The 22,146-nt window shown below is 69.6% G+C and carries 20 protein-coding genes; 11 read left to right on the top strand and 9 right to left on the bottom strand.

The window, feature by feature from the left end; genetic code table 11:
- Window positions 1-57 precede the first annotated feature (57 nt).
- Window positions 58-2,310 carry a DUF1631 family protein gene (locus K4L06_RS11665; RefSeq protein ID WP_343225818.1) on the bottom strand — a complete coding sequence of 751 codons (2,253 nt, stop codon included), beginning with the start codon at window positions 2,308-2,310 and terminating at the stop codon, window positions 58-60.
- A gap of 175 nt (window positions 2,311-2,485) precedes the next feature.
- Here K4L06_RS11665 and K4L06_RS11660 point away from each other — a divergent pair, with 175 nt between their 5' ends.
- The 3 genes from K4L06_RS11660 (at window position 2,486) to K4L06_RS11650 (ending at window position 4,665) form a co-directional block, all read left to right on the top strand.
- Window positions 2,486-3,070, top strand: coding sequence for a nitroreductase (locus K4L06_RS11660; RefSeq protein WP_221673607.1), 585 nt, complete (start codon window positions 2,486-2,488; stop codon window positions 3,068-3,070).
- Between the two features lie 23 nt (window positions 3,071-3,093).
- A complete protein-coding gene (locus K4L06_RS11655; RefSeq protein ID WP_221671543.1) occupies window positions 3,094-4,023 on the top strand; it encodes a 5'-3' exonuclease H3TH domain-containing protein in 930 nt (309 codons plus the stop codon).
- Window positions 4,024-4,167: 144 nt separating this feature from the next.
- A complete protein-coding gene (locus K4L06_RS11650; protein ID WP_255595613.1) occupies window positions 4,168-4,665 on the top strand; it encodes an NUDIX hydrolase in 498 nt (165 codons plus the stop codon).
- An 860-nt stretch (window positions 4,666-5,525) separates the two neighbouring features.
- On the opposite strand, the gene pip is transcribed toward K4L06_RS11650, so the two are convergent.
- On the bottom strand, window positions 5,526-6,467 hold the full coding sequence (pip, locus tag K4L06_RS11645; RefSeq protein ID WP_221671541.1) for a prolyl aminopeptidase: 942 nt from the start codon (window positions 6,465-6,467) through the stop codon (window positions 5,526-5,528).
- 238 nt (window positions 6,468-6,705) lie between these two features.
- A complete protein-coding gene (gene prmC, locus K4L06_RS11640) occupies window positions 6,706-7,590 on the bottom strand; it encodes a peptide chain release factor N(5)-glutamine methyltransferase (RefSeq protein ID WP_221671540.1) in 885 nt (294 codons plus the stop codon).
- Between the two features lie 411 nt (window positions 7,591-8,001).
- Here prmC and K4L06_RS11635 point away from each other — a divergent pair, with 411 nt between their 5' ends.
- Entirely contained in the window at window positions 8,002-9,606 is a 1,605-nt protein-coding gene (locus K4L06_RS11635; protein ID WP_221671539.1) for a PKD domain-containing protein, read from the top strand.
- A gap of 816 nt (window positions 9,607-10,422) precedes the next feature.
- Here K4L06_RS11635 and K4L06_RS11630 read toward each other — a convergent pair.
- Window positions 10,423-10,950: a carboxymuconolactone decarboxylase family protein gene (locus tag K4L06_RS11630; RefSeq protein WP_221671538.1), complete on the bottom strand. Its 528-nt coding sequence runs from the start codon at window positions 10,948-10,950 to the stop codon at window positions 10,423-10,425.
- A 349-nt stretch (window positions 10,951-11,299) separates the two neighbouring features.
- A complete protein-coding gene (locus K4L06_RS11625) occupies window positions 11,300-11,839 on the bottom strand; it encodes a peroxiredoxin (RefSeq protein ID WP_221671537.1) in 540 nt (179 codons plus the stop codon).
- 150 nt (window positions 11,840-11,989) lie between these two features.
- On the opposite strand from K4L06_RS11625, the gene K4L06_RS11620 reads away from it, so the two are divergent.
- A complete protein-coding gene (locus tag K4L06_RS11620; protein WP_221671536.1) occupies window positions 11,990-12,934 on the top strand; it encodes a LysR substrate-binding domain-containing protein in 945 nt (314 codons plus the stop codon).
- On the top strand, window positions 12,931-13,575 hold the full coding sequence (locus K4L06_RS11615; RefSeq protein ID WP_221671535.1) for a hypothetical protein: 645 nt from the start codon (window positions 12,931-12,933) through the stop codon (window positions 13,573-13,575). Before K4L06_RS11620 ends, K4L06_RS11615 begins: the two co-directional genes overlap by 4 nt.
- Window positions 13,576-13,652: 77 nt before the next feature.
- Here the strand turns inward: K4L06_RS11615 and msrA are convergent, their stop codons facing one another.
- The 4 genes from msrA to K4L06_RS11595 form a co-directional block, all read right to left on the bottom strand.
- The gene (gene msrA, locus K4L06_RS11610) at window positions 13,653-14,303 is read right to left on the bottom strand and encodes a peptide-methionine (S)-S-oxide reductase MsrA (RefSeq protein WP_221673606.1); all 651 of its coding nucleotides are present in this window, start codon (window positions 14,301-14,303) and stop codon (window positions 13,653-13,655) included.
- A 210-nt stretch (window positions 14,304-14,513) separates the two neighbouring features.
- Complete coding sequence (locus tag K4L06_RS11605; protein WP_255595077.1) at window positions 14,514-15,044, bottom strand: adenine phosphoribosyltransferase; 531 nt, start codon at window positions 15,042-15,044, stop codon at window positions 14,514-14,516.
- Window positions 15,045-15,074: 30 nt separating this feature from the next.
- Window positions 15,075-16,019, bottom strand: coding sequence for a DMT family transporter (locus K4L06_RS11600; protein WP_221671534.1), 945 nt, complete (start codon window positions 16,017-16,019; stop codon window positions 15,075-15,077).
- 214 nt (window positions 16,020-16,233) lie between these two features.
- Window positions 16,234-16,500, bottom strand: coding sequence for a DUF2007 domain-containing protein (locus K4L06_RS11595; RefSeq protein WP_221671533.1), 267 nt, complete (start codon window positions 16,498-16,500; stop codon window positions 16,234-16,236).
- Window positions 16,501-16,743: 243 nt separating this feature from the next.
- On the opposite strand from K4L06_RS11595, the gene K4L06_RS11590 reads away from it, so the two are divergent.
- The 5 genes from K4L06_RS11590 to K4L06_RS11570 all read left to right on the top strand — a co-directional run bounded on the left by K4L06_RS11590 (window position 16,744) and on the right by K4L06_RS11570 (window position 21,742).
- Window positions 16,744-18,513, top strand: a complete 1,770-nt coding sequence (locus K4L06_RS11590) for a glutamine--tRNA ligase/YqeY domain fusion protein (protein WP_221671532.1) — start codon at window positions 16,744-16,746, stop codon at window positions 18,511-18,513.
- Window positions 18,510-19,085, top strand: a complete 576-nt coding sequence (locus K4L06_RS11585; protein WP_221671531.1) for a nucleoside deaminase — start codon at window positions 18,510-18,512, stop codon at window positions 19,083-19,085. Before K4L06_RS11590 ends, K4L06_RS11585 begins: the two co-directional genes overlap by 4 nt.
- A 177-nt stretch (window positions 19,086-19,262) precedes the next feature.
- A complete protein-coding gene (rlmM, locus tag K4L06_RS11580; RefSeq protein ID WP_221671530.1) occupies window positions 19,263-20,333 on the top strand; it encodes a 23S rRNA (cytidine(2498)-2'-O)-methyltransferase RlmM in 1,071 nt (356 codons plus the stop codon).
- 46 nt (window positions 20,334-20,379) lie between these two features.
- A complete protein-coding gene (locus K4L06_RS11575) occupies window positions 20,380-20,862 on the top strand; it encodes a hypothetical protein (RefSeq protein ID WP_221671529.1) in 483 nt (160 codons plus the stop codon).
- 208 nt (window positions 20,863-21,070) lie between these two features.
- Complete coding sequence (locus K4L06_RS11570; protein ID WP_221671528.1) at window positions 21,071-21,742, top strand: hypothetical protein; 672 nt, start codon at window positions 21,071-21,073, stop codon at window positions 21,740-21,742.
- Window positions 21,743-22,146 lie beyond the last annotated feature (404 nt).

The following is a 22,146-nucleotide window of genomic DNA, read 5'->3' as shown; positions in this document are numbered from 1 at the left end:
TGGAAGCGCATCTACCGCTTTCGCTCGTTCCTCACTCCTCTGCGCTCGCTTCTCGCTTCAGATCACCCGATCCAGATGCCGCCGCACCTGCCGCATGGCCTCGTCGAAGGCGGTGCGCTCGGCGCCGACCACCAGCCGGCCGGAGGCGGCCAGCACCGCCAGCTCCTCGGCCGAAGCGACCAGGGCGCGAACGCCGCGGCGGTTGACCAGCAGCAGGCGCGAGGTCAGCGGGCTGACCCAGGCGACCTTGACCGCGATGGTCTCGCCCTGGGTGTTGGTCAGGCGCAGCCAGTCGCCGGGTTCCAGCTCGCGCATGCGCTGGGCCAGCAAGGGATCGTGGGCGGTCTGGTCCATGCCGGCGGCCAGGTACAGCTTGCGCTCCTCGGCCACGTCCTCTTCGATCTCGGCCGCGCTCGGCTGCGGGTGCTGCTGGCGGGTGTGATCGGGGGTGGCCAGGGCGCGGACCAGTTCGGCCATCGCCTGCTGGGCGGCGTTGTCGTCCAGGCCGGAACTGGCCAGGCACTGCACGATCACCGGCTGCAGCGCCAGCAACTGGTCGGCCAGCTCGCGGCCGCGGTTCTCCGCGGCCAGGCGGTCGGCCATGACCAGCGCGTCGCCCAGCGCCAGCGCCTGGGCGCGGCGCTTGGGGTCTTCGTTTTCGCGCAGCAGCACCTGGACCACGTGATGGCGCCAGGGCGTGGCCAGGAACTCGGCCACCGCCGGGGTCAGCTCGGAGTCGCCGACCCGCTCGCGCACCGCATGGTCAGCCTGGTTGCGCGCGGCGTTGAGCCGCTCGCGGCCGTAGGTGGCCTTGGCCGCGCGCTGCTCCTGCAGCTCGATCCGGCGCCGGTGCTGGGCCAGCAGCGCGTCGAGCTCGGCGTGGGCCAGCTCGAACACCGCCAGGTCTTCGTTGTAGTCGGACACGATGCGCTGCGAGATCGACGAGGCGCGCTCGAGCAGATCGCGGTCCTGCTGGGTCTCGCCGTCGTTGCCTTCGCAGGCCTCGGTGATGGCGTCGAGCAGGCGCCGCGCCGGGTGCTCGCGCTTGACGAACACTTCGTTGTCGGTCAGCGCAACCTTGACGTAGGGCATGACCAGTCGCGCATACACCCGGCGCGCGCGGTCCTGCAGGGCGTGGTTGCGGAACAGCGAGTCGAACAACAGCGCGACCAGGTCGATCGCGTCGTCTTCCTCGGCGCTGAAGCAGGTCTGGTCGGGGTTGAAACCGAGCCGGCGCGCGCCGTCGTAGAGCTGGTCGCGGATGGTCTCGCCGAGCCGGCCGGACACCGCCAGGGCGCGGGCGAAGGCGTCCGGCGGCTCGGGCTGCAGCAGCGAGACCATGCCGACCACTTCGTCCACGCGCAGCTCGCGGCGCGGCGCCATCGAGCGCTGCGGCATGTGCGCCGGCGGCAGGCCGCCGGTGTTGATCAGGCCCTCGCGCCAGGCGTGCAGCTGCGAGCGCAGCTGGGCCAGTTCGTTGGCCATCGCCGCGACTTCGGCCTGCGACACCGGCGCCTGCGCGCCGTAATTGCCGCCGTAGCCGGCGGGGCCGCCGTGGCTGTCGCTGTAGCCGCCCATCGCGGCGCTGTAATCGGGCAGGGGCGCGGGGGGCTCGCGGTGCGGCACGGTGTCGAATACCTCGTCGAGCGTGTTGCGCTCGCGGGCGCGGTCGTCGGCCGCGCGCACCGGCGCGCTGGGCGCGGGGGCGCCGAAGCCGACGCCGTAACCGGCGGTCGCAAGCAGATTATTGACCCGGCCGTAGAGATCGCCGAGCAATCGCGCCAACTCCTGTTCGTACTGGCGGAACAGGCGCAGGCGCAGGCTTTCGGTCACCGTCGCTTCGTTGTAGACCGCGGTGAAGGCGCGCACCAGGCGGTACGGCCCGAGCGGGTTGATCCCGATCGGCGTGCCCATCGCCTGCGACAGCATCTTGAGCCGGCCCTGGACCATCTCCAGCGGGCGCAGATAGCGATGATCCAGCGCCTCGGTCAGACGCTCGCCGTCCAGGTCGAAGGCCAGTTGCTGATCGCCGACCAGTTGCAGCGGCGTGCCGCCCAGACCGCCGACCGCGGCGCCCGGGGCGCGGAACGCGTCGAAGCCGAGCGCGACCTGCTGCCGAAACGCCATCACATGACTGGCCTGCTGCTGGCGCAGGACCCACAATGCAGCCTGATCTTCGAACTGGTGATTGCGTCCGTCGCCCTTCAGCGACTCGGCCTTGAGGACTTCCTCGATCGGCAGGTACAGGCTGCCCGGCAGCCCCCCGAGTTGCTCGAGCGTCTGTCGTTTGATTTCTTCGAGCACGCGCACGGGATCGGTGCGCGTTGCCTGAGCGACGCCGTGCAAGTGGCCGGACACTTACGAATTTCCCCTGATGAGCTGGACGCTGCTGCGTCGATTTCCGACTGCAGAGGCAGGATAGTGCCAATATGCGTCCATTAATGTGTTGTCGTTCATTTTTGTGACCGGAGTCCCCTTGTCTCTTATGTCCCCCACCGCGCCCGACCTGCTCCACGCCCTCGATTTACGCCGCTCGGTGCCGGCCAAGCAACTGACCGAACCCGGCCCGGACGAATCGACGCTGCAGCGTATGTTGCAGTCGGCGGTGCGCGTGCCCGACCACGGCAAGCGCGTGCCGTTCCGGTTCCTGCTGCTGCAGGGCCAGGCCCGCCACGAACTCGGCGAACGCGTCGCCCGGCGCGGCCAGGAACGTTTCCCCGATGCCGGCCCCGCCGCGGTCGAAAAGGACCGCAGCCGCTTCTCGCATGCGCCGCTGGTGGTCGCGGTGATCGCCAAGCTCGGCCCGGACGAGAAGATCCCCGAGTTCGAACGCACCCTCACCGCCGGCTGCGTCTGCTTCGCCCTGCTCCAGGCCGCGCAGGCCTTCGGCTACGGCGCGGTCTGGCTGACCGGCTGGCCGGCCTACGACGAACAGGTCGCGCAATGGCTGGAGCTGGAGGCCGACGAACGCATCGCCGGCTTCATCCACATCGGCACCGCGCGCCTGGAAGCGCCGGAGCGCGAGCGTCCGGATCCGTCCGAACTGACCCGCACCTGGTCGCCGCGCTGAACGGCGCGTGTTGGAATGAAGCGATGAACGCAACGCCGCGCCCCCCGCTCTACCTGGTCGACGCCAGCCTGTACGTATTCCGCGCCTGGCATTCGATCCCCGACGAATTCCAGGACGCCGAAGGCTGGCCGACCAATGCCGTGCACGGCTTCGCCCGCTTCCTGCTCGAGCTGATCGAGCGCGAGCGGCCGCGCCACATCGCCATCGCCTTCGACGAGGCGCTGGACTCGTGCTTCCGCAATCGCCTGTACCCGGCCTACAAGGCCAACCGCGACCCGGCTCCGGACGCGCTCAAGCGCCAGTTCGGCCATTGCAAGGCGCTGTGCGCCGCGCTCGGCCTGGCGGTGTTGGCCGACGTCGAGTACGAAGCCGACGACCTGATCGGCAGCGCGCTGATCACCATGCGCGGCCAGGGCTACCGCGGGGTGATCGTGTCCGCCGACAAGGACCTGTCGCAGTTGCTCGACGTCCACGACGAGCAGTGGGACTTTGCCCGCGGCCAGCGCTGGGGCGCCGACGGCGTGCCGGCGCGGCACGGCGTGCTGGCGAGCCAGATCGCCGACTACCTGGCCCTGACCGGCGATGCGGTCGACAACATCCCCGGCGTGCCCGGGATCGGCGCCAAGACTGCGGCCGCCCTGCTCGGCCACTTCGGCAGCCTCGACGCGCTGCTGGCGCGGGTCGAGGAAGTGCCGTTCCTGCGCCTGCGCGGCGCCGCCAGCGCCGCGGCCAAGCTGCGCGCGCACCGCGAGCAGGCGCTGCTGTGCCGGCAGCTGACCACGATCGCGATCGACGCCCCGCTCGGCGGCGACCGCGGTCACTTCCTGCGCGATCCGGCCGACCCGGCCGGCCTGCTGGAACTGTGCGACCGCCTGCGTTTCGGACCGATGACCCGGCGCCGTTTGCACGAAGCGGTCGGACTCGACTTCGCGACGTCACAGGTTCCGTCATAACATCGTCTTTCCGCACGTATATGGCGACGCAATGACGCGAGGACCGCAATGACCCCAGCCGACCAAGGACGCGACCACCCCGAGCAGGCCCATGCCGGCGCCAGCGACGGCGTCGAAACGCTCTACCAGGGCCAGTGGCTGCGGATGATGCGGCGTGGCCATTGGGAGTACGCCGAACGCACCCACGGCAAGGGCATGGCGGTGATCATCATCGCGGTCACTCCCGACGACCGGGTGCTGTTCGTCGAACAGCAGCGGGTGCCGCTGGGCGCGCGCACCATCGAGATGCCGGCCGGCCTGGTCGGCGACGACCACGACCACGACACCCTGGAATCGGCGGCGCGGCGCGAGCTGGTCGAAGAGACCGGCTGGGAGCCGGCCAAGGTCGAAGTGCTGCTGATCGGCCCGACCTCGGCCGGAATGAGCAGCGAGCGCATCGCCTTCGTCCGCGCCACCGACCTGCGCCGGGTCGGCGACGGCGGCGGCGTCGACGGCGAGGACATCGTCGTCCACGAAGTCCCGCGCGACCACGCCCCGGCCTGGCTGATGCGCAAGCAGGACGAAGGCTACGAGCTCGACCTCAAACTCTGGGCCGGGCTGTGGATGATCGAGCGCAACCCGGACGGCAGCGCAGCGGGCTGAAACGAACGGTTTCGCCCCGGACGCGTCGGCGTTTCCTGTAGCGGCGGCGTGAGCCGCGACAGCCGCAGCGACGCCATGCCACCTGCGGCACGAAGCGCGGCGAGGCCGGAAATGGCGGTCGCGGCTTGTGACCGAAAGAAATCACCGTGGGCACCATTCCTACCCCAACCAAAGCAACGGCGCCACGCCAGCCGTTGCCGTTGCCGTTGCCGTTGCCGTTGCCGTAAAGAGCTTGGCGCGGGACCGAACTCGCGAGAAGACCTGCAGCCCCGAAGGGCGGGCCGCAGGGATGCGGGCCGTGCGCAGCCAGGCCAGGGATGGCCTGTGCGGAGCAGCCCTGCGCAAACCTCGTCCCATAGTGGCTTTTGATTCGAAACAGCCATGGCGTTTTCTTTGGTTACTTTCTTTGTCGCCTTGGACAAAGAAAGTGACCCGGCCGCTTGCGGACGGAAGCTTTGCTTTGAAGCTTTGGAGCGACGAACGCCGCGAGACCGCAAGAGCGCGGTCGCGGCTTACGCCGCTCCTACAGGGGCATAGGACAAAGACGCGACGAGAAGGAGGGATGACGGTCGCGGCTTGCGCCGCTCCTACAAGGGCACGGGACAAAGACGCGGCGAGACGTAAGGATGGCGGTCGCGGCTTGCGCCGCTCCTACAAGGGGCGCAGGACAAAGACGCGGCGAACAAGCTACATGGCGGTCGCGGCTTGTGACCGAAGGAAATCCCTGTGGGGCGCCGCTCCTACAGGCGATGGCCCTGGGCTTCGATCGATGGCGTCGGCCTTGGATCTTCTGCGCGTCCCGCGGTCGCGGCTCGCGCCGCTCCTACCGGAGCGCTGCGCGAGCCGCTAACCGGCAAGGGTCAGGCGAAACGGTCCGTCGCCCGCACCAGCGCGTCGACGTTCTCGGCCTCGAACGCCGAATGCCCCGACGCCGGAGTGATCGTCAGTTCGGCCTTCGGCCAGGCCTGCTTGAGCTCCCAGGCGTTCTGCACCGGGCAGACCACGTCGTAGCGGCCGTGCACGATCACGCCCGGGATCTCGGCGATCTTGTGCGCGTCGCGCAGTAGCTGGTCCTCGACCTCGAAGAAGCCGCCGTTGACGAAGTAGTGGTTCTCGATCCGCGCGAACGCCAGGGCGAACTGCGCGTCCTCGTGGCCGCTGACGAAATCCTGGTCGACGTGCAGGAAGCTGGTCGCGCCTTCCCACACGCTCCAGGCGCGCGCCGCGTCGAGCCGGGTCTGCTCGTTGTCGCTGGTCAGGCGGCGATGGAAGGCGCTGATCAGGTCGTGGCGCTCGACCGGCGGAATCGCCTTGAGGTAATGCTCCCACGCATCCGGGAACAGGCGCGAGGCGCCTTCCTGGTAGAACCACTCCAACTCCCAACGGCGCAGCATGAAGATGCCTCGCAGGACCAGTTCGGTCGCCCGCTGCGGATGGGCCTGCGCATAGGCCAGGGCCAGGGTCGAACCCCAGGAACCGCCGAACACCTGCCAGCGTTCGATGCCCAGGTGCGCGCGCAGTTTTTCGATGTCGGCGACCAGGTCCCAGGTGCTGTTGTCGACCAGGTCGGCATGCGGCGTCGAGCGGCCGCTGCCGCGCTGGTCGAACAGCACGATGCGGTACTTGGCCGGGTCGTGGAAGCGGCGCATCTTCGGGCTGCAACCCGCGCCGGGACCGCCGTGCAGCAACACCACCGGCTTGCCGTCCGGATTGCCGCACTGTTCGTAGTACAGCGTGTGGCGGTCGTCGACCGGCAGGGTGCCGGTGTCGAAGGGTTCGATCTCGGGGTAGAGCGTGCGCATCGCAGGCCTCGCAGTCGTGAGGCCGACCAGTTTACCGGCGCGAGCCCGTCGCGTCGGCAACGCCGGCGTATGGCGCCACCGGCACGAGCCGCAGGGCCTCCGGCAGAGCGGCTTCCTACCGGGACTTCCCGCGCTCACAAGCCGCGACAGGGAACGCAGGCGAACCGACGCCGACGCCATCGGTCGCAGTCGCGCCCCGATGCCGCCCGCTGCGCGAGCGCGGCGCCGGACCGCCGGCTCAGTCGCCCGCCGCCGGCATCCGCGCCAGGCTGACCCGATCGCGCCCTTCCAGATCGCGCTCGGTCATCGCATCGGCCAGGCCCGCGGCGGTCAACAACGCGCGTACCGCCGGCCCCTGGTTCCAGCCGTGCTCGAGCAGCAGCCAAGCGCCCGCTCGCAGATGCGCCGGCGCGGCGGCGGCGATGGCGCGGATCGCATCCAGGCCGTCGGCGCCCGAGGCCAGCGCGCTGGCCGGTTCGTAGCGCAGGTCGCCCTGCTGCAGGTGCGGGTCGTCGGCCTCGATATAAGGCGGATTGCTGGCGATCAGGTCGAAACGCTCTTCGGCCAGCGGCGCGAACCAGTCGCCCTCGCGGAACGCGACATTGCCCAGCCCCAGCGCGCGCGCGTTGGCCGCGGCGATCGCCAGCGCCGCAGCGCTGGCGTCGGTGGCGATCACCCGCGCCTGCGGCCGCTCGTAGGCCAGGGCCAGGGCGATCGCGCCGCTGCCGGTGCCCAGGTCGGCCACGCGGGCCGCCTGCCCGTCCGGCAACCGCGCCAGCGCCAGTTCGACCAGCAGCTCGGTTTCCGGACGCGGAATCAGAGTCGCCGCGCTGACCTGCAGATCGAAGCGCCAGAAGCCGCGCCGGCCGATCAGATACGCCACCGGCTCGCCCGCCTCGCGCCGCGCCAGCCAGTCGGCGAAACGTTGCGCCGCCTGGTCGGCGACCACATGGTCGTCGTGCGCGAACAGCCAGCCGCGGTTGCGGCCCAGCGCCTGGGCCAGCAGCAGCTCGGCCTCGGCCGGCTCGATGCGCGCGCGCGCCGCACGCAGCAGCGCGTCGACGCGGCGCGCGCTCGCGGCCGGCGGATGCGCTGCGGACCCGGTGTCGTCGGAAGAAGTCATCGGCGCATTGTAAGGGCCGCGCACGGCGCGACGCGTCGAAGCAACGCAGTTCCGGCCCTTCCCCCTACTGCGCGGCATCTCGCCTGCGCGCCCGCCGCCGAGCGCAGCGGCGGCTTTGCGCGCATCCGTGTTGCGACGCAACGCAGGCCGGCCGCGATCCGTGCGCGCGGTCGCCTTCGCCGGCCAATGTGCGTTCTCGCTCAGCGTATTGATTGCTCGGGGAAAACTTCGGCGCGCCCGGGTTTTTAAACGATTTGACCGGGTTTAAATCGATCCAAACGTTGACACCGCGAAATCGCCGCTCGCAATGTCGGCCGCGTCGCCGCCGTGGCGACAAGCAGCGCGAGCCTGCGCCGTCGTGCGCGCGATCGCGGCCTGCCCCGCCGCCGACCATCCACCAGGGGACCGCCCATGACTCAGCCGACCCAACGCTCGACTTCCGCCTTGCGCCGTTTCGTTCCGCGCCTGGCCGCCCTGGCCCTCGCCGTCGCCGCGCCGGGCGCGTTCGCCGCCGAGTCGGCGATCTTCGGCGGCGGCCCGTTCTATTCCGGCGGCCAGACCGTGATCAACGACCTCAAGGCTTCCGGGTTCACCACGGTGTTCCTGTGGAGCATCCACATCGAGGACAACGGCGACCTGGTCTACAACGACATTCCGATCGTCAAGAACGGCGCCTACACCGGCGCCGACGCGGACTGGCCGGCGCGTCTGGCCTCGCTGAAGACCGCGCCGACCTCGGTCAAGCGGGTCGAGGTGTCGATCGGCGCCTGGGGCGTGCCGGATTTCGAACGCATGGCCAAGCTGGCCAACGGCACCGCGGCCGGCTGCGGCAGCACCATCGTCTGCGGCACCGGCAGCGGCAGCATCCTCTACCGCAATTTCCAGGCGCTGAAGACCGCGACCGGTGCCGACGCGGTCAACTTCGACGACGAGAGCCACTACAACGTCGCCGACACCACCACCTTCGGCCAGATGCTGGTCGGCCTGGGCTACAAGATCACCTTCGCGCCTTACACCAACCAGAGCTTCTGGAAAGGGGTCAAGGACAACCTGGGCAGCTCGGTCGACCGGATCTACCTGCAGGTCTACGACGGCGGCGCCGGCAACGACCCGGCCAACTGGAACACCGCGATGGGCATGACCGTGATGCCCGGCCTGTGGACCAAGCACGGCACCGGCTGCACCGCCGGCGACAGCCCCACCCAGGTGCAGACCCGCATGTCCGGCTGGAAGACCAGCGCCGGCATCAGCGGCGGCTTCCTGTGGCTGTACGACGACATCCAGAAGTGCTGGTCGCAGGGCACCAGCGCGCAGTACGCGGCGGCGATCAACAACGCGCTCAGCGGCAATACCGCGCCGGTGGCCAACTTCGGCGTCAGCGTCAACGGCCTGACCGCCAGCTTCAGCGACTCCTCCAGCGACGCCGACGGCAGCATCGCCTCTCGCAGCTGGAACTTCGGCGACGGCGGCAGCTCGACCGCAACCAACCCCAGCCGCACCTACGCCAGCGCCGGCAACTACACCGTCAGCCTGACCGTGACCGACAATGGCGGCGCGACCCACACCAAGACCCAGACCGTCTCGGTCGGCGCCGGCAACGTCAACCTCGCGCTCAACAAGCCGGCCACCGGTTCGACCGCGTGCAACAGCAACGAAGGCCCGGCCAAGGCGGTCAACGGCAGCGTTTCCGGCGGCAACACCGACAAGTTCTGCTCGCTGGCCTCGCCGGCCTGGCTGCAGGTCGACCTGGGTTCGGCGCAGACGGTCAGCAGCTTCGTGGTCAAGCACGCCGGCGCCGGCGGCGAGTCGACCAGTTGGAACAGCAAGGCCTTCACCATCCAGACCTCGAGCAACGGCAGCACCTGGAGCACGCCGGTGTCGGTGAGCGCCAATACCGCCAGTTCCACCACCCACTCGATCAGCGCCACCTCGGCGCGCTACGTCAAGCTCAACGTCGCCACGCCGACCCAGAACGGCGATCCGGCGACCCGGATCTACGAGTTCGAGGTGCGTTGAGGGGACGGCGCCGGCGGATCGGGGAGATCCGCCGGCGTCGAGATCGGCATCGTCCGCCGGGCGGTCGAGGCGCGCGGTTGCAGGCGGTTACGGCGCGAGGACGCGGTCGCGGCTCATGACCGAAGGAAATCCCTGTGGGGCGCCGCTCCTACCTTGGGGATTGCGGCCATTGTTGTTGCCGTTGCTGTGCGTCGCCGGGCGCTCGCGAGGGCTAACGAAGACCCGAAGGGCGGCGCGCAGGGATGCGCGCCGTTTTTCATCGGGACAAGGACGTCCCGTATGAAAAATCCCTGCGTCGGCATCGAACGCGCGGGCCTTTGATTCAAAGCAAAGCACTTTTCTTTGGTTACCTTTCTTTTGTTGCTTATGACAAAAGAAAGTAACCCGCCGCTTCAGCGGCGGAAGCTTTTGGCGTTCGATCTGATCTTGCCACTTAAGAAGCTACAAGCCAGTGCAGAGCTTCCGTCCGCTGGCGCGGCCGGGTTACTTTCTTTTGCTAAGCCCAAAAGAAAGCTAACCAAAGAAAAGGGCTTTCCTTGACGAAGCTCCCCTGCGAGTTCGAAGCGCGCGCCGGGATTTTCCGATAAGACATCCCTGTCTTATCGGAAAACGCCGCACGTCCTGTGCGGCGCCCTCCGGGTCTCCATCGGTCTCGCGAGCCACGTGCCGCGCCAAGCAAGGGCTAAGGCGAACGGCAAGGGCAAAAAGCGAAGAGACGCAGGGAGGATCGGGCTCTTGTGTCGTCGATCCTCAAAAACGAAATCGCCGGCTTTCGCCGGCGATTTCAGGGAGGCGCGATGCTGCCGAATCAGACGATCACATCTGCTCCAGCGTCACCGCCACCGCGTGCACCACCGCGCCGATCTTCAGCGCGCTCTGCACGCCCTGGGCGTTGATCTCGTGCTTGCGGATCACCTTCTCGTGCGAGTCCATGCAGGCGCCGCAGCCGTTGATCGCCGACACCGCCAGCGAGGCCAGCTCGAACGACATCTTGTCGATGCCCGGATTGGCCATCACGTTCATGCGCAGGCCGGCGCGCAGCTGGCCGTACTCTTCGTTCTGGATCAGGTGGGTGGCGCGGTAGTAGATGTTGTTCATCGCCATCACCGCGGCCGCGGCCTTGGCGCCGGAGATCTCTTCCGGCGACAGCTTTTCGGCGGCGAAGGCCTCGACCGCCGCGGCCAGCGGCTTGTAGCGCGAGGCGATCGCCGAGGCCAGCGCGATGGCGCGGATCTGCTTGCCGTCCAGGCCCGGCGAACCGGCGTCGCTGAGCACGCTGTCGAGGTTGAGCTTGAGGTCCTTGGCGTAATCGGGAAGCGAATTGCGAAGATCGGAAAGGCTCATCGGGAACTCCTGAATGCTGCGGAAGGCTCCGGTCCGAAGACCGCGCAGGCGTCGCCGCCTGGCGGGCGTGCGCGGGGCGCAGGGCTGGCTCGGAAACGACGGAAAGGAACGGTGCTGCGATTAGAGGCAGCCGGGGCGAACCCCGGCTGCAGGCATCCCGCACGGGAGGGAGGGAGGCCGGCCGAGCCGGCCCGCATGCGGGAATGGCCGAAGAAGACTGCGCTGCCGGCGGAGCCGCCAGCGCAGGGAGAACCAAGGGGGCGCCGGGTCACGGAATCCGGCGCCGCGGGAGATCGCTCTCCGGTCGGATCGCGACGGGCCGTCCGTTCGGGGGACGACCCGGCACGGATCAGGCGACCTTGAGGGTGTTCTCGCCCTGGTTCCAGTTGCACGGGCACAGCTCGTCGGTCTGCAGCGCGTCGAGCACGCGCAGCACTTCCTGCGGGTTGCGGCCGACCGAGCCGTCGGTGACGTAGACGAAGCGGATGATGCCTTCCGGATCGACCAGGAAGGTGGCGCGCTGGGCGACGCCGTCGTCGGTCAGGATGCCGAGCGCCGAGGTCAGGTCCTTCTTGATGTCGGCCAGCATCGGGAACGGCAGGTCGCGCAGGTCCTTGTGGTCCTTGCGCCAGGCCAGGTGGACGAACTCGCTGTCGGTCGACGCGGCCAGGACCTGGCAGTCGCGATCCAGGAACTGCTGGTTCAGATCGCCGAAACCCTTGATCTCGGTCGGGCAGACGAAGGTGAAGTCCTTCGGGTAGAAGAACACCAGCAGCCACTTGCCCTTGTAGGTGTCGTTGTCGATGTCGGCGAAGGCGCTATCGAGGTTCTCGATACCGACGGTGGCCTTGACCTTGAATTTCGGGAACTTTTCGCCGATCGAAAGCATGCTCGTGACTCCTGAGTCAGGGGATGGGTTGGGATGAGGGGGTGACGCCGATGGGCACAACCTATGCCGGCTATGTTGCACGCCAGCATTTGATTACTGAAATGAATTGTTCCTATTATGCCGATAGCCATCCTCAATGGACAGCCGTCGATGAATCTACGTGACCTCAAATATCTGGTCGCCCTGGCCGATCACAAGCACTTCGGCCGCGCGGCCGCGGCCAGCTTCGTGAGCCAACCCACGCTTTCCACCCAGATCAAGAAGCTCGAAGACGAGCTGGGCGTGTCCCTGGTCGAGCGCGCGCCGCGCCGGGTCATGCTGACCCCGGTCGGGCGCGACATCGCCGAGCGCGCGCGCAAGGTGATCGCCGACGTCGAGCAGATGGGCGAGATCGCCCGCCGCAGCCAGGACCCGGAGGCCGGTACCGTGCGCCTGGGCCTGTTCCCGACCCTGGGCCCGTATCTGCTGCCGCACGTGGTGCCGGGGCTGCGCAAGCGCTTCCCGCGCCTGGAACTGCTGCTGGTCGAGGAGAAGACCGACCAGATCCTGGCCCGGCTGCGCGACGGCCGCCTCGACGCCGGCCTGTTGGCGCTGCCGATCCACGACGACCAGTTGCACGTCGAGCCGCTGTTCGACGAACCCTTCCTGCTGGCGGTGCCGCAGCAGCATCCGATGGCGGCGCGCGACAGCCTGGAACTGCACGACCTGGACGACCAGCACCTGCTGCTGCTCGAGGAAGGCCACTGCCTGCGCGATCAGGCCCTGGACGTGTGCCGCCTGGCCGGCGCCGACGAGCGCGACGGCTTCCGCGCCACCAGCCTGGAGACGCTGCGGCAGATGGTCGCCGCCGGGGTCGGCATCACCCTGCTGCCGATGCTGGCGGTGCAGCCGCCGGTGCCGCCCTCGCCGGACGTGCATCTGCTGCGCTTCGACGGCGATCCGCCGCACCGGCAGATCGGCATGCTGTGGCGGCGCAGCTCGGCGATGTCCGAGTTCCTGATGCAACTGGCCGACGAACTGCGCAAGCTGCCGCCCTCGCTGCTGCAACCGCCGCGCAGCCCCGGCGGACGCAAGCCGGTGCGCGAAGCGCGATGAGCCTACGCGGCTGGATGGCGCTGGCGCTGCTGCTGAGCGCGGTCGGCTGGTGGTATTCGCCGCTGTCGCCGCGCGCCCTGCACTATCCGGCGCCGGCGGCGGGCGCGAGCGTGCGCTGTCCGATGCCGCCGCGAGTGGCCGACTACGCCGAGCCGCTGCAGACGCCGGTGCCGGCCGGCCTGCAGCCGTTCCGGCTCGAACCCGGCACGCTGACCCCGCTGGCCGGTTTCAGCATCGAAGGCCGGGTGCTGTCGCGGCGCGACTACCGCAACGGCATCACCGCCGAGTTTTCGCCCACCGACCTGGGCCTGGGCTGGGGACGCATGCGCGAGGACGCGGTGCTGTCGAAATTGCGCTTCAGCCAGGAAGTGCGGTTCCTGACCTACCGTTTCGAAGGCCAGCCGCCGATTCCGCTGCAGGAGATGCAGCGCTCCAGCGCCAACCTGCACATCATCCCGGCCGATGCCGAAGTCGCGCGCGCGCTCAAGCGCACGCGCGCCGACCAGCGCGTGCGCGTGCACGGCTGGCTGGTGCAGGCCGACGCCCCGGGCGAATGGCGATGGCGCAGTTCGCTGACCCGCACCGACACCGGCGACGGCGCCTGCGAACTGGTCTACGCCTGCGCGATCGAACCGCTGTGAGCGCTGCGATTCCCGGATAGCGCGAAGCCGCCGGGAGAGCGCCGCATCGCCGTTGCGACGACCGATAGGACGGCGGCTCAGCCCAGGCCGATCGGGCAGCTCACGCCGGTGCCGCCGAGGCCGCAGTAACCCATCGGGTTCTTGGCCAGGTACTGCTGGTGATCGTCTTCGGCGTAGTAGAACTCCGGCGCCGGCGGCGCGGGAATGTCGGTGGTGATCTGGCCGTAGCCGGCGGCGCTCAGCCCGGTCTGGAACGCGTCGCGGCTGGCGAGCGCGGCGCGGTGCTGGGCCTCGTCCTCGCAATAGACGACCGAGCGGTACTGGGTGCCGGCATCGTTGCCCTGGCGCATGCCCTGGGTCGGGTCGTGGTTTTCCCAGAACGTCTTGAGCAAGTCTTCGAACGCGATCCTGGCCGGGTCGTACACCACCAGCACGGTCTCGGCGTGGCCGGTCTGGCCGCTGCAGACTTCGCGATAGGTCGGGTTGGGCGTGTAGCCGCCGGAGTAGCCGACCGCGGTGGCGACCACCCCCGGCAGCGACCAGAACTTGCGCTCGGCGCCCCAGAAGCAGCCCATGCCGAACTGGACCCGGGCCAGGCCGGCGAATTCGTCGCGCAGCTTGGCGCCGCTGACGTAGTGGACGTTATGCAGCGGCAGCGGCTCGTCGCGCCCCGGCAACGCGTCTTCGCGCTGCGGGAGGCGCTGCTTGAACGCACCGATCCCGGGAATGGACGTGCCGGCCATGGGTTGTCTCCGTCTGCGGTTGCGGCGCTCGTTCGCCGTGCCGGTGAGATGCGGGCCGGCGGGCGGGATTCAAGGAGCCGGGGAAGTTGAGAGGAAAGAGTCGAGAGGAAAGAGCCAACAGCAACGAGGAGCGGCGAGCGAGAGGAAGCGGCCGCTTTCACCGCCATTTCGTTGTCCCTTACCCGTTCCTCTGCTTCAGTAATGCAACAAGGCGTGCACCGGCGCCTGGCCCGGCCAGCGCCGGCGGCCGCCGAGGGCGTCGAGTTCGATCAGCACGCTGGCGCCGACCAGCACCGCATCCAGGCGCTCGACCAGTTCGCGCGCCGCGGCCAGGGTGCCGCCGGTGGCGAGCACGTCGTCGACGATCAGGGTGCGTTCGCCCGGCTTGAGCGCGTCGCTGCGCGCCTGCAGAGCGTCGCGGCCGTATTCCAGCTCGTACTCCACCGCCACCAGCGGCGGCGGCAGCTTGCCCGGCTTGCGCAGCGGCACGAAGCCGGCGTGCAGCTTCTGCGCCAGCGCGGCGCCGAAGATGAAGCCGCGCGATTCGATCCCGCACACCGCCTGCACCCCGCTGCCCTGCCAGGGTTCGGCCAGCGCGTCGATGCAGCGGGCGAAGCCGCCGGCGTCGGCCAGCAGCGGGGTCACGTCGCGAAAGGTCACCCCGGGCTTGGGGAAGTCGGCGACGCTGCGGATCAGGGAGGAAATCGAAGCCAGGGAATCGCTCATGGTTGCACCGTAGGAAAGTCGGGGCGGCGCTCAGGCCGGGTCGCGGCGGGGCGAGAACAGCGGTTGATCGCCGCGCGCCAGGCCGAGGAAGATGCCGGCCAGGGACAGGGCCAGGCCGATCAGTTCGATCGCGCCGAGCCGCTTGCCGAACAGCAGCACGTCCCAGACATAGGCCAGCAGCGGCTGCAGCAGCAGGCACAGGCCGACGATGCCGGCCGGCAGCAACGGCATCGCCCGGCCGATCACCAGCCAGCCCAGCACCTGGGCGATCGCGGCGTAGGCGAACAGGATCAGCCAGTCGTGCGCGCTGGTCGGCCACAGGTTCTCGCCGCCGAACGGCACCGGCGCCAGCAGCATGATCGCGCAGCCCAGACACAGCCACCATTGCAGGGCTTCGTTCGGAGTGCGGCCGCGGCGCGCCTGGGCGGCGCGGAAGGCGAGCAGGAAACCGCCGTAGGCCAGCGCCGCGCCGAGACCGTAGACCACCCCCAGGCGGAAGCGCGCATCCATCCCGCCCCAGCCGGGCGCCAGCAGCAGGGCCAGGCCGAGCAGGCCCATCACCAGGCCGGTCCACAGTCGCCAGCTGGTGTGTTCGCCCAGCCATATCGCGCCGACGCCGGCGAGCACGAACACCTGGAAATTCGCCAGCAGGGTCGACAGGCCGACGCCGACGTAGAGGATGCTGCGGTGCCAGAGCCACAGGTCCAGGGCCATGAAGGCCGCGCCCAGCATCACCAGGCCCAGGGTGCGCGCGTCCGGGCGCCAGTCGCGCAGGCGCCCGCGCTGCCACGGCCGCGCCACCACCAGCAGCAGGATCAGCGCGGCCAGGGCCATGCGCCAGAACGCCGACGCCGCCGGGCCGATCTGCACCCAGCGCACGAACACCGCCGAGCTGCTGATCACCGAAGCGCCGAACAGCATCTGCAGCAACGGGGTGCGCAGCGAATCGGTCGATGAAACGGCCGGCGCGCTCATGCGCTGCGCCCGCGGCGGGTCGAGAGACGGTGATACATGGCAGGCAACTCCGTTCGGTTCGGATCGTCGCGCACCGGCCGCGGCGAACGCGGCGGGTGCGGGACGCGGCGCCCGGCGGGGCCGCGGCGCGCGATCGATAGGGCGATAGGACAGCCGGCCCGCGCAGTCGCAGCGGCGGCCTGATGGACGTTGCGGGTGGCGGTGCTGCGGCCGATCAGGCCGGCAGCCAGCCCGGCGGCGTCGGCTCCGGTTCCGGCAGCTCCGGCGGCGGTTCGCCGAAGGACAAGCGCTCGACCACCTCGCGCGCCTGCGGCCAGGCCGCTTCCGGCACGCAAACCTGAACCGCGCCGAACGGCGGCAGCTCGCCGACCCCGCCGAGCAGGGCCTCGCCTTTCAGGAACACCGGGATCCCGGCGGCTTCCAGGGCATGGCGGACCAGATGGGCATCGATCAGGTGGGCGGCTTCGTAGACGACTTGCATCGTCGGCGTCCTTCGGCGCGTAAGGCCTGGCGGGTCTGGGTCCAGCATACGCCGCCTGGCGCGCCGCGGGCGTCGCGACGCACGCCCGGCCCGAACCGCCCGAACCGGCAAGCCGCCGCCGAGCGGGCCGCCGACGGACGCCCCTGCGGTCCGCCGCCCGCCGCCGTCGCGCGCCCCGGGCGCAGGCAAGGACCGGCGCCAGCGGCTAAACTCCCGTTTCTCCCTTTCCCACTGCCGTGACGCATGTCCGCCGATCCTGCCCGCTCCGCTCCCGAACTCCCGTCCGACACCGCCGCCGCTGGCGCGGTCAAGCAGGATTTCATCCGCCAGATCGTTCGCGACGACCTGGCCAGCGGCAAGCACCAAGCGATCCGGACCCGCTTCCCGCCCGAGCCCAACGGCTACCTGCACATCGGCCACGCCAAGGCGATCTGCCTGGACTTCGGCGTCGCCAACGAGTTCGGCGGGCTGTGCAACCTGCGCTTCGACGACACCAACCCGGCCAAGGAAGACCCCGAGTACGTCGCCGCGATCCAGGAAGACGTGCGCTGGCTGGGCTTCGAGTGGGCGCAGCTGCGCCACGCCTCGGACTACTTCGAGGTGTTCTATCTGGCCGCGCAGAAGCTGATCCGCCAGGGCGACGCCTTCGTCTGCGATCTCAGCGCCGAGGAAGTGCGCGCCTACCGCGGCAGCCTCAACGAGCCGGGCCGCAACTCGCCCTACCGCGAGCGCAGCGTCGAGGAGAACCTGGACCTGTTCGCGCGCATGCGCGCCGGCGAGTTCGCCGACGGCGCGCGCACCCTGCGCGCCAAGATCGACATGGCCTCGGGCAACATCAACCTGCGCGATCCGGCGCTGTACCGGATCAAGAAGGTCGCCCACCAGAACACCGGCGACGCCTGGCCGATCTATCCGATGTACGACTTCGCCCACTCGCTCAGCGACTCCTGCGAAGGCATCACCCATTCGCTGTGCACGCTGGAATTCGAAGACCACCGCCCGCTGTACGACTGGTGCGTGGGCAGGGTCGACCTGCCGAACTCGCCCGAGCTGCTGGCGCCGCTGCTGGCCAAGGGCTATCTGAACGAGGCCGCGATCCCGCGCCAGATCGAGTTCTCGCGCGCCAACCTCAACTACACCGTGATGAGCAAGCGCAAGCTCATGGTGCTGGTCCAGGAAGGCCTGGTCGACGGCTGGGACGACCCGCGCATGCCGACCCTGCAGGGCATCCGCCGCCGCGGCTACACCCCGGCCGCGCTGCGCCTGTTCGCCGAGCGCCTGGGCGTGAGCAAGCAGAACTCGCTGATCGACTACTCGGTGCTGGAAGGCTGCCTGCGCGAAGACCTCGACGCGGCCGCGGCGCGGCGCATGGCGGTGATCGACCCGCTCAAGCTCACCATCACCAACCTGGACGATGCCCACGAAGAGTCGCTGAGCTTCTCCAACCATCCCAAGGACGAGAGTTTCGGCAGCCGCAAGGTGCCGTTCTCGAACCAGCTGTGGATCGAGCGCGAGGACTTCGAGGAAGTGCCGCCGAAGGGCTTCAAGCGCCTGATTCCGGGCGGCGAAGTGCGCCTGCGCGGCGCCGGCATCCTGCGCTGCGACGAAGTGATCAAGGACGAGTCCGGCCAGATCGTCGAACTGCGCGGCAGCCTGGACCCGGAGTCGCGCCCCGGCATGGCCGGCGCCGACCGCAAGATCAAGGGCACCATCCACTGGGTCAGCGCGCGCCACGCGGTCGAGGCGGAAATCCGCCTGTACGACCGCCTGTTCGACGTCGCCGCGCCGGACGACGACAGCGACGGCAAGACCTACCAGTACCACCTCAATCCGAATTCGCGCCGCAGCGTGGTCGGCTACGTCGAGCCGGCCGCGGCCGCCGCGGCGCCGGAGCAGTCGTTCCAGTTCGAGCGGGTCGGCTACTTCGTCGCCGACCGCCGCGACCACAGCGCGCAGCGCCCGGTGTTCAACCGCAGCGTGACCCTGCGCGACACCTGGAGCGCGCAGGCATGAGCCCGAAGATCGCCCACCGGCTGAAGGCCGACGTGCGCCTGGTCCTGCCGGACTGGGTCGACGCGGCGGTCGACCGCCAGCGCGCCTACCACGACGACGAGGACAAGGTCGCGCTGGCGATCGAGCTGTCGCGGCGCAATGTCGAGGCCGGGAGCGGCGGTCCTTTCGGCGCGGCGATCTTCGACGGCAACGGCTATGTGGTCGGGGTCGGGGTGAACCGGGTCGTGCCGCAGAACTGCTCGGTCGCGCACGCCGAAATGATGGCCTTCATGTGCGCCCAGTCGGCGTTGAGCGCGTTCCGGCTCAACGAGATCGGGCCGATGACCCTGGCCACCTCGGCCCAGCCCTGCTGCATGTGCTACGGCGCCAGCTTCTGGGCCGGCATCGACCGGATGCTGATCGGCGCGCGCTCGGAAGACGTGATGCGCCTGACCGAGTTCGACGAAGGCCCGCTGCCGGCGGACTGGATCGGCGAGCTGGAGCGGCGCGGCATCGCCGTACGCCGCGACCTGCACCGCGACGCCGCCTGCGAAGTGCTGCGCCATTACGGCGAAAGCGGCGTGGCGTACTGACGCAGCTGCATGTAGGAGCGGCGTGAGCCGCGACAACCGAAGCGGTTGTCGCCAGCGCCGCTACCGAGGCGCGATTCGTCGCCCCGCAGTCTTCGGCCAGCACGCTTCCGCTAATCGCTTCGGTTGTCGCGGCTCACGCCGCTCCTACAAATTCTTCATTACCGCGCGAATCCGACCATGACCGACTCCGCCCTGTTCTGCTGGTGCCGCGCCGGTTTCGAGCCCGAACTCGCCGCCGAACTCAACGAGCGCGCCGCGGTCGCCGGCCATCCCGGCTACGCCCGCACCGAACGCAACAGCGGCTACGTCGAATTCATGGTCGAAGACGCCGCCGCGCTGTCGCGCGCGCTGCCGTGGTCGAAGCTGATCTTCGCCCGGCAGAAGCTGGTGCGCCTGGCCGACCTGCGCGGGCTGCCGGCCAGCGACCGGATCGCGCCGATGCTGGCCGCGCTGGAGGCGATCGCCGGCAGCGGCCTGAACGTGTCGATGTTCGGCGAACTGTGGGTCGAGCACCCCGACTCCGACGCCGGCAAGCCGCTCGCCGGGCTCGCGCGCAGCTTCGGCAACGCCCTGCGTCCGGCGCTGCGCAAGGCCGGTTGGCTCAGCCGCGAGGACGATCCGCGCCGGCCGCGCCTGCACGTGGCCTTCCTGGCCGGCGATCATGCGGTGCTGGCGATGTCCGATCCGCACGACAGCTCGCCCTGGCCGCTCGGCATCCCGCGCCTGCGCATGCATCCCGACGCCCCCAGCCGTTCCGCGCTGAAGCTAGAAGAAGCGCTGCTGACCCTGCTCGACGCCGACGAGCGCGAGCGCCGGGTGCGCGACAACATGCAGGCCGCCGACCTCGGCGCCGCGCCCGGCGGCTGGACCTGGGTGCTGATGCGCAACGGCATGAAGGTGACCTCGGTCGACAACGGCCCGCTGCGCCAGGCCCTGCTCGACAGCGGCCGGGTCGATCACCTGCGCGCCGACGGTTTTTCCTGGCAGCCCAAGCGCACCCTGGACTGGATGGTCTGCGACATGGTCGAACAGCCGGTGCGGGTCGCCGAGCGGATGGCGGCCTGGTTCCGCGAGGGTTGGTGCCGGCAAGCGATCTTCAATCTCAAGCTGCCGATGAAGAAACGCTGGGAAGAGACCCGGCTGTGCCTGGAGACCTTCGAGTACCAGGCGCACCGGCCGCTGATCGTGCGCGCGCGCCAGCTGTATCACGATCGCGAAGAGATCACCGTGTTCGCCGCGCCGAAGTAAGCCGGCGCCATCGCCGCCACGCGGCCCGTCCAAGGAAAGGATCGCCATGTACCGAAATCGTCACGCTCACGCCCGTTTGCGCGCCGCCGCGCTGGTCCTGGCTTGCGCGAGCGCCGCGGCATCGGCCGCACCGCCGCCCGGCCCGGCCTGGAACGAAGCGGCGGTGATCCGGCAGGCCACCGGCGGCCGCCTCACCGGCACCCGCGGCGAGTACTACGACGACAGTTGCGAAGAGCGCATCGGCTACACCGCCCAGGTCGTCGACCTCAACGGCGACGGCCGTCCCGAGGTGTTCACCGAACTGGAATCCGAATGCCTCGGCGGCCGCATCGGCGTATCGCTGGACCTGTACGTCCGCGACGCGCGCGGCCGCTGGCAGGCGCAGTTCGGTTTTCCGGCCGGCTACAACATCCTGCCGAGCAAGCACCTGGGCTATCCCGACCTGGAAATGACCGGGCCGGGCATGTGCGCGCCGGTATGGCGCTGGAACGGCAAGCGCTACGCGTTGCACAAGCCCTGCCCGCGCTGAGCGCGTCGCCGCGGTTTCGCAGTTGCGCGCGATGCAGCGCCGCTTCATCGATGTGCACAGCGGATCAAGACGCGACAGCGCTCGCACTGCGCGCAGCCGGGGCGTTCGCGTTCAGCGCCGGTTGCGCGAATTTATCCGCGGTTGACTCGCGCCGGTTTAGCGTCGTCTCGTCCCCACACGCGAGGTTGCGGCCATGAAGCGATACGCGATGAAGCGACACGCCCTGTTGACCCTGGCGATGGCGGCGGTTGTGACCGGCGCGGCGAGCGCGCAGGTGCCGTCGAAGGTGCAGTCCAAACACGATGCGGTCGAAAAGGCCGACGTCGCCGCGACCGATGCGCGCGCGGCGCGCGACAGCGCCAGCACCGCGCAGGCGGCGGCGCAGGCCGCCGCGGCGACCCGCGACCAGGGCGCGGTCAGCGCGCGCGGCGCGATCGCCGCCGAAGCCACCGCGCAACAGGCCAAGCGCTCGGCCGCCGACGCCCAGGCCGCGGCCCACCAGGCGATCCGCGCCGCCGACGAGGCGCGCTCGGCGCAGGCCGCGGCGGTCGACGGCAGCAATCCGCAGGGCGCCGCCGAACTGGCGCGCGCGGCGATGATCGAGGCGCGCACCGCCAATGCGGTCGCGGTCGACGCCAGCGGCGTGGCCCGCGCCGCCGCCGCGGCCACCGCCGAGGCCAATCAGTTGCCGGCCACGGTGATCGCGCCGCCGTCGGACGGCCGCAACGTCGATTTCGTCGCCGTCGACGCCAATGCCGACGGCAGCATCAGCCGCGAGGAAGCGCGCGCGCACACCGCGCTGAGCGCCAACTTCCTCGCCGTGGACGTCGATGCCGACGGCCGCATCAGCAGCGGCGAGATCGCCGGCTGGCGCCGCTGACCGACCGCGGGCGACGAAGCGAAGACCGTCGCCAATCAATACACAACACCGCGAACGCTCCCGCCCGGGAGCGTTCGCTTGTTCCCTGGCCGCAACAACGGCGCCGGGCGCAGGAGCCATGACGCTGAAGTCTCTGGATCCCCGCTTTCGCGGGGATGACGGCTGAGAGGCGCCGCTCGCTCCCGATCCCGCAGAAAAACCAACCGCGCCACGAAGTCCTCCCACCGTGGTTCCCGCGAACGCGGGCTCCGCTTCACTTCGGCGTAGCCGAATACCTCAGGGCTTCATCCAAGCATGGCGCTGAAGTCTCTGACCGCCCGCTTTCGCGGGCATGTTCGTGCGCCCCGCGGTTGCGCCGGCGGCGCAATGCGGCATAGTGCCTTGCCCCTTCGCTGCCCCTCCGT

The organism is Lysobacter sp. BMK333-48F3 (assembly GCF_019733395.1).
Taxonomy (GTDB): Bacteria; Pseudomonadota; Gammaproteobacteria; order Xanthomonadales; family Xanthomonadaceae; genus Lysobacter.
The sequence above is the reverse complement of the archived record's forward strand: the minus strand, read 5'-3'. Positions and strand labels throughout refer to the sequence as shown.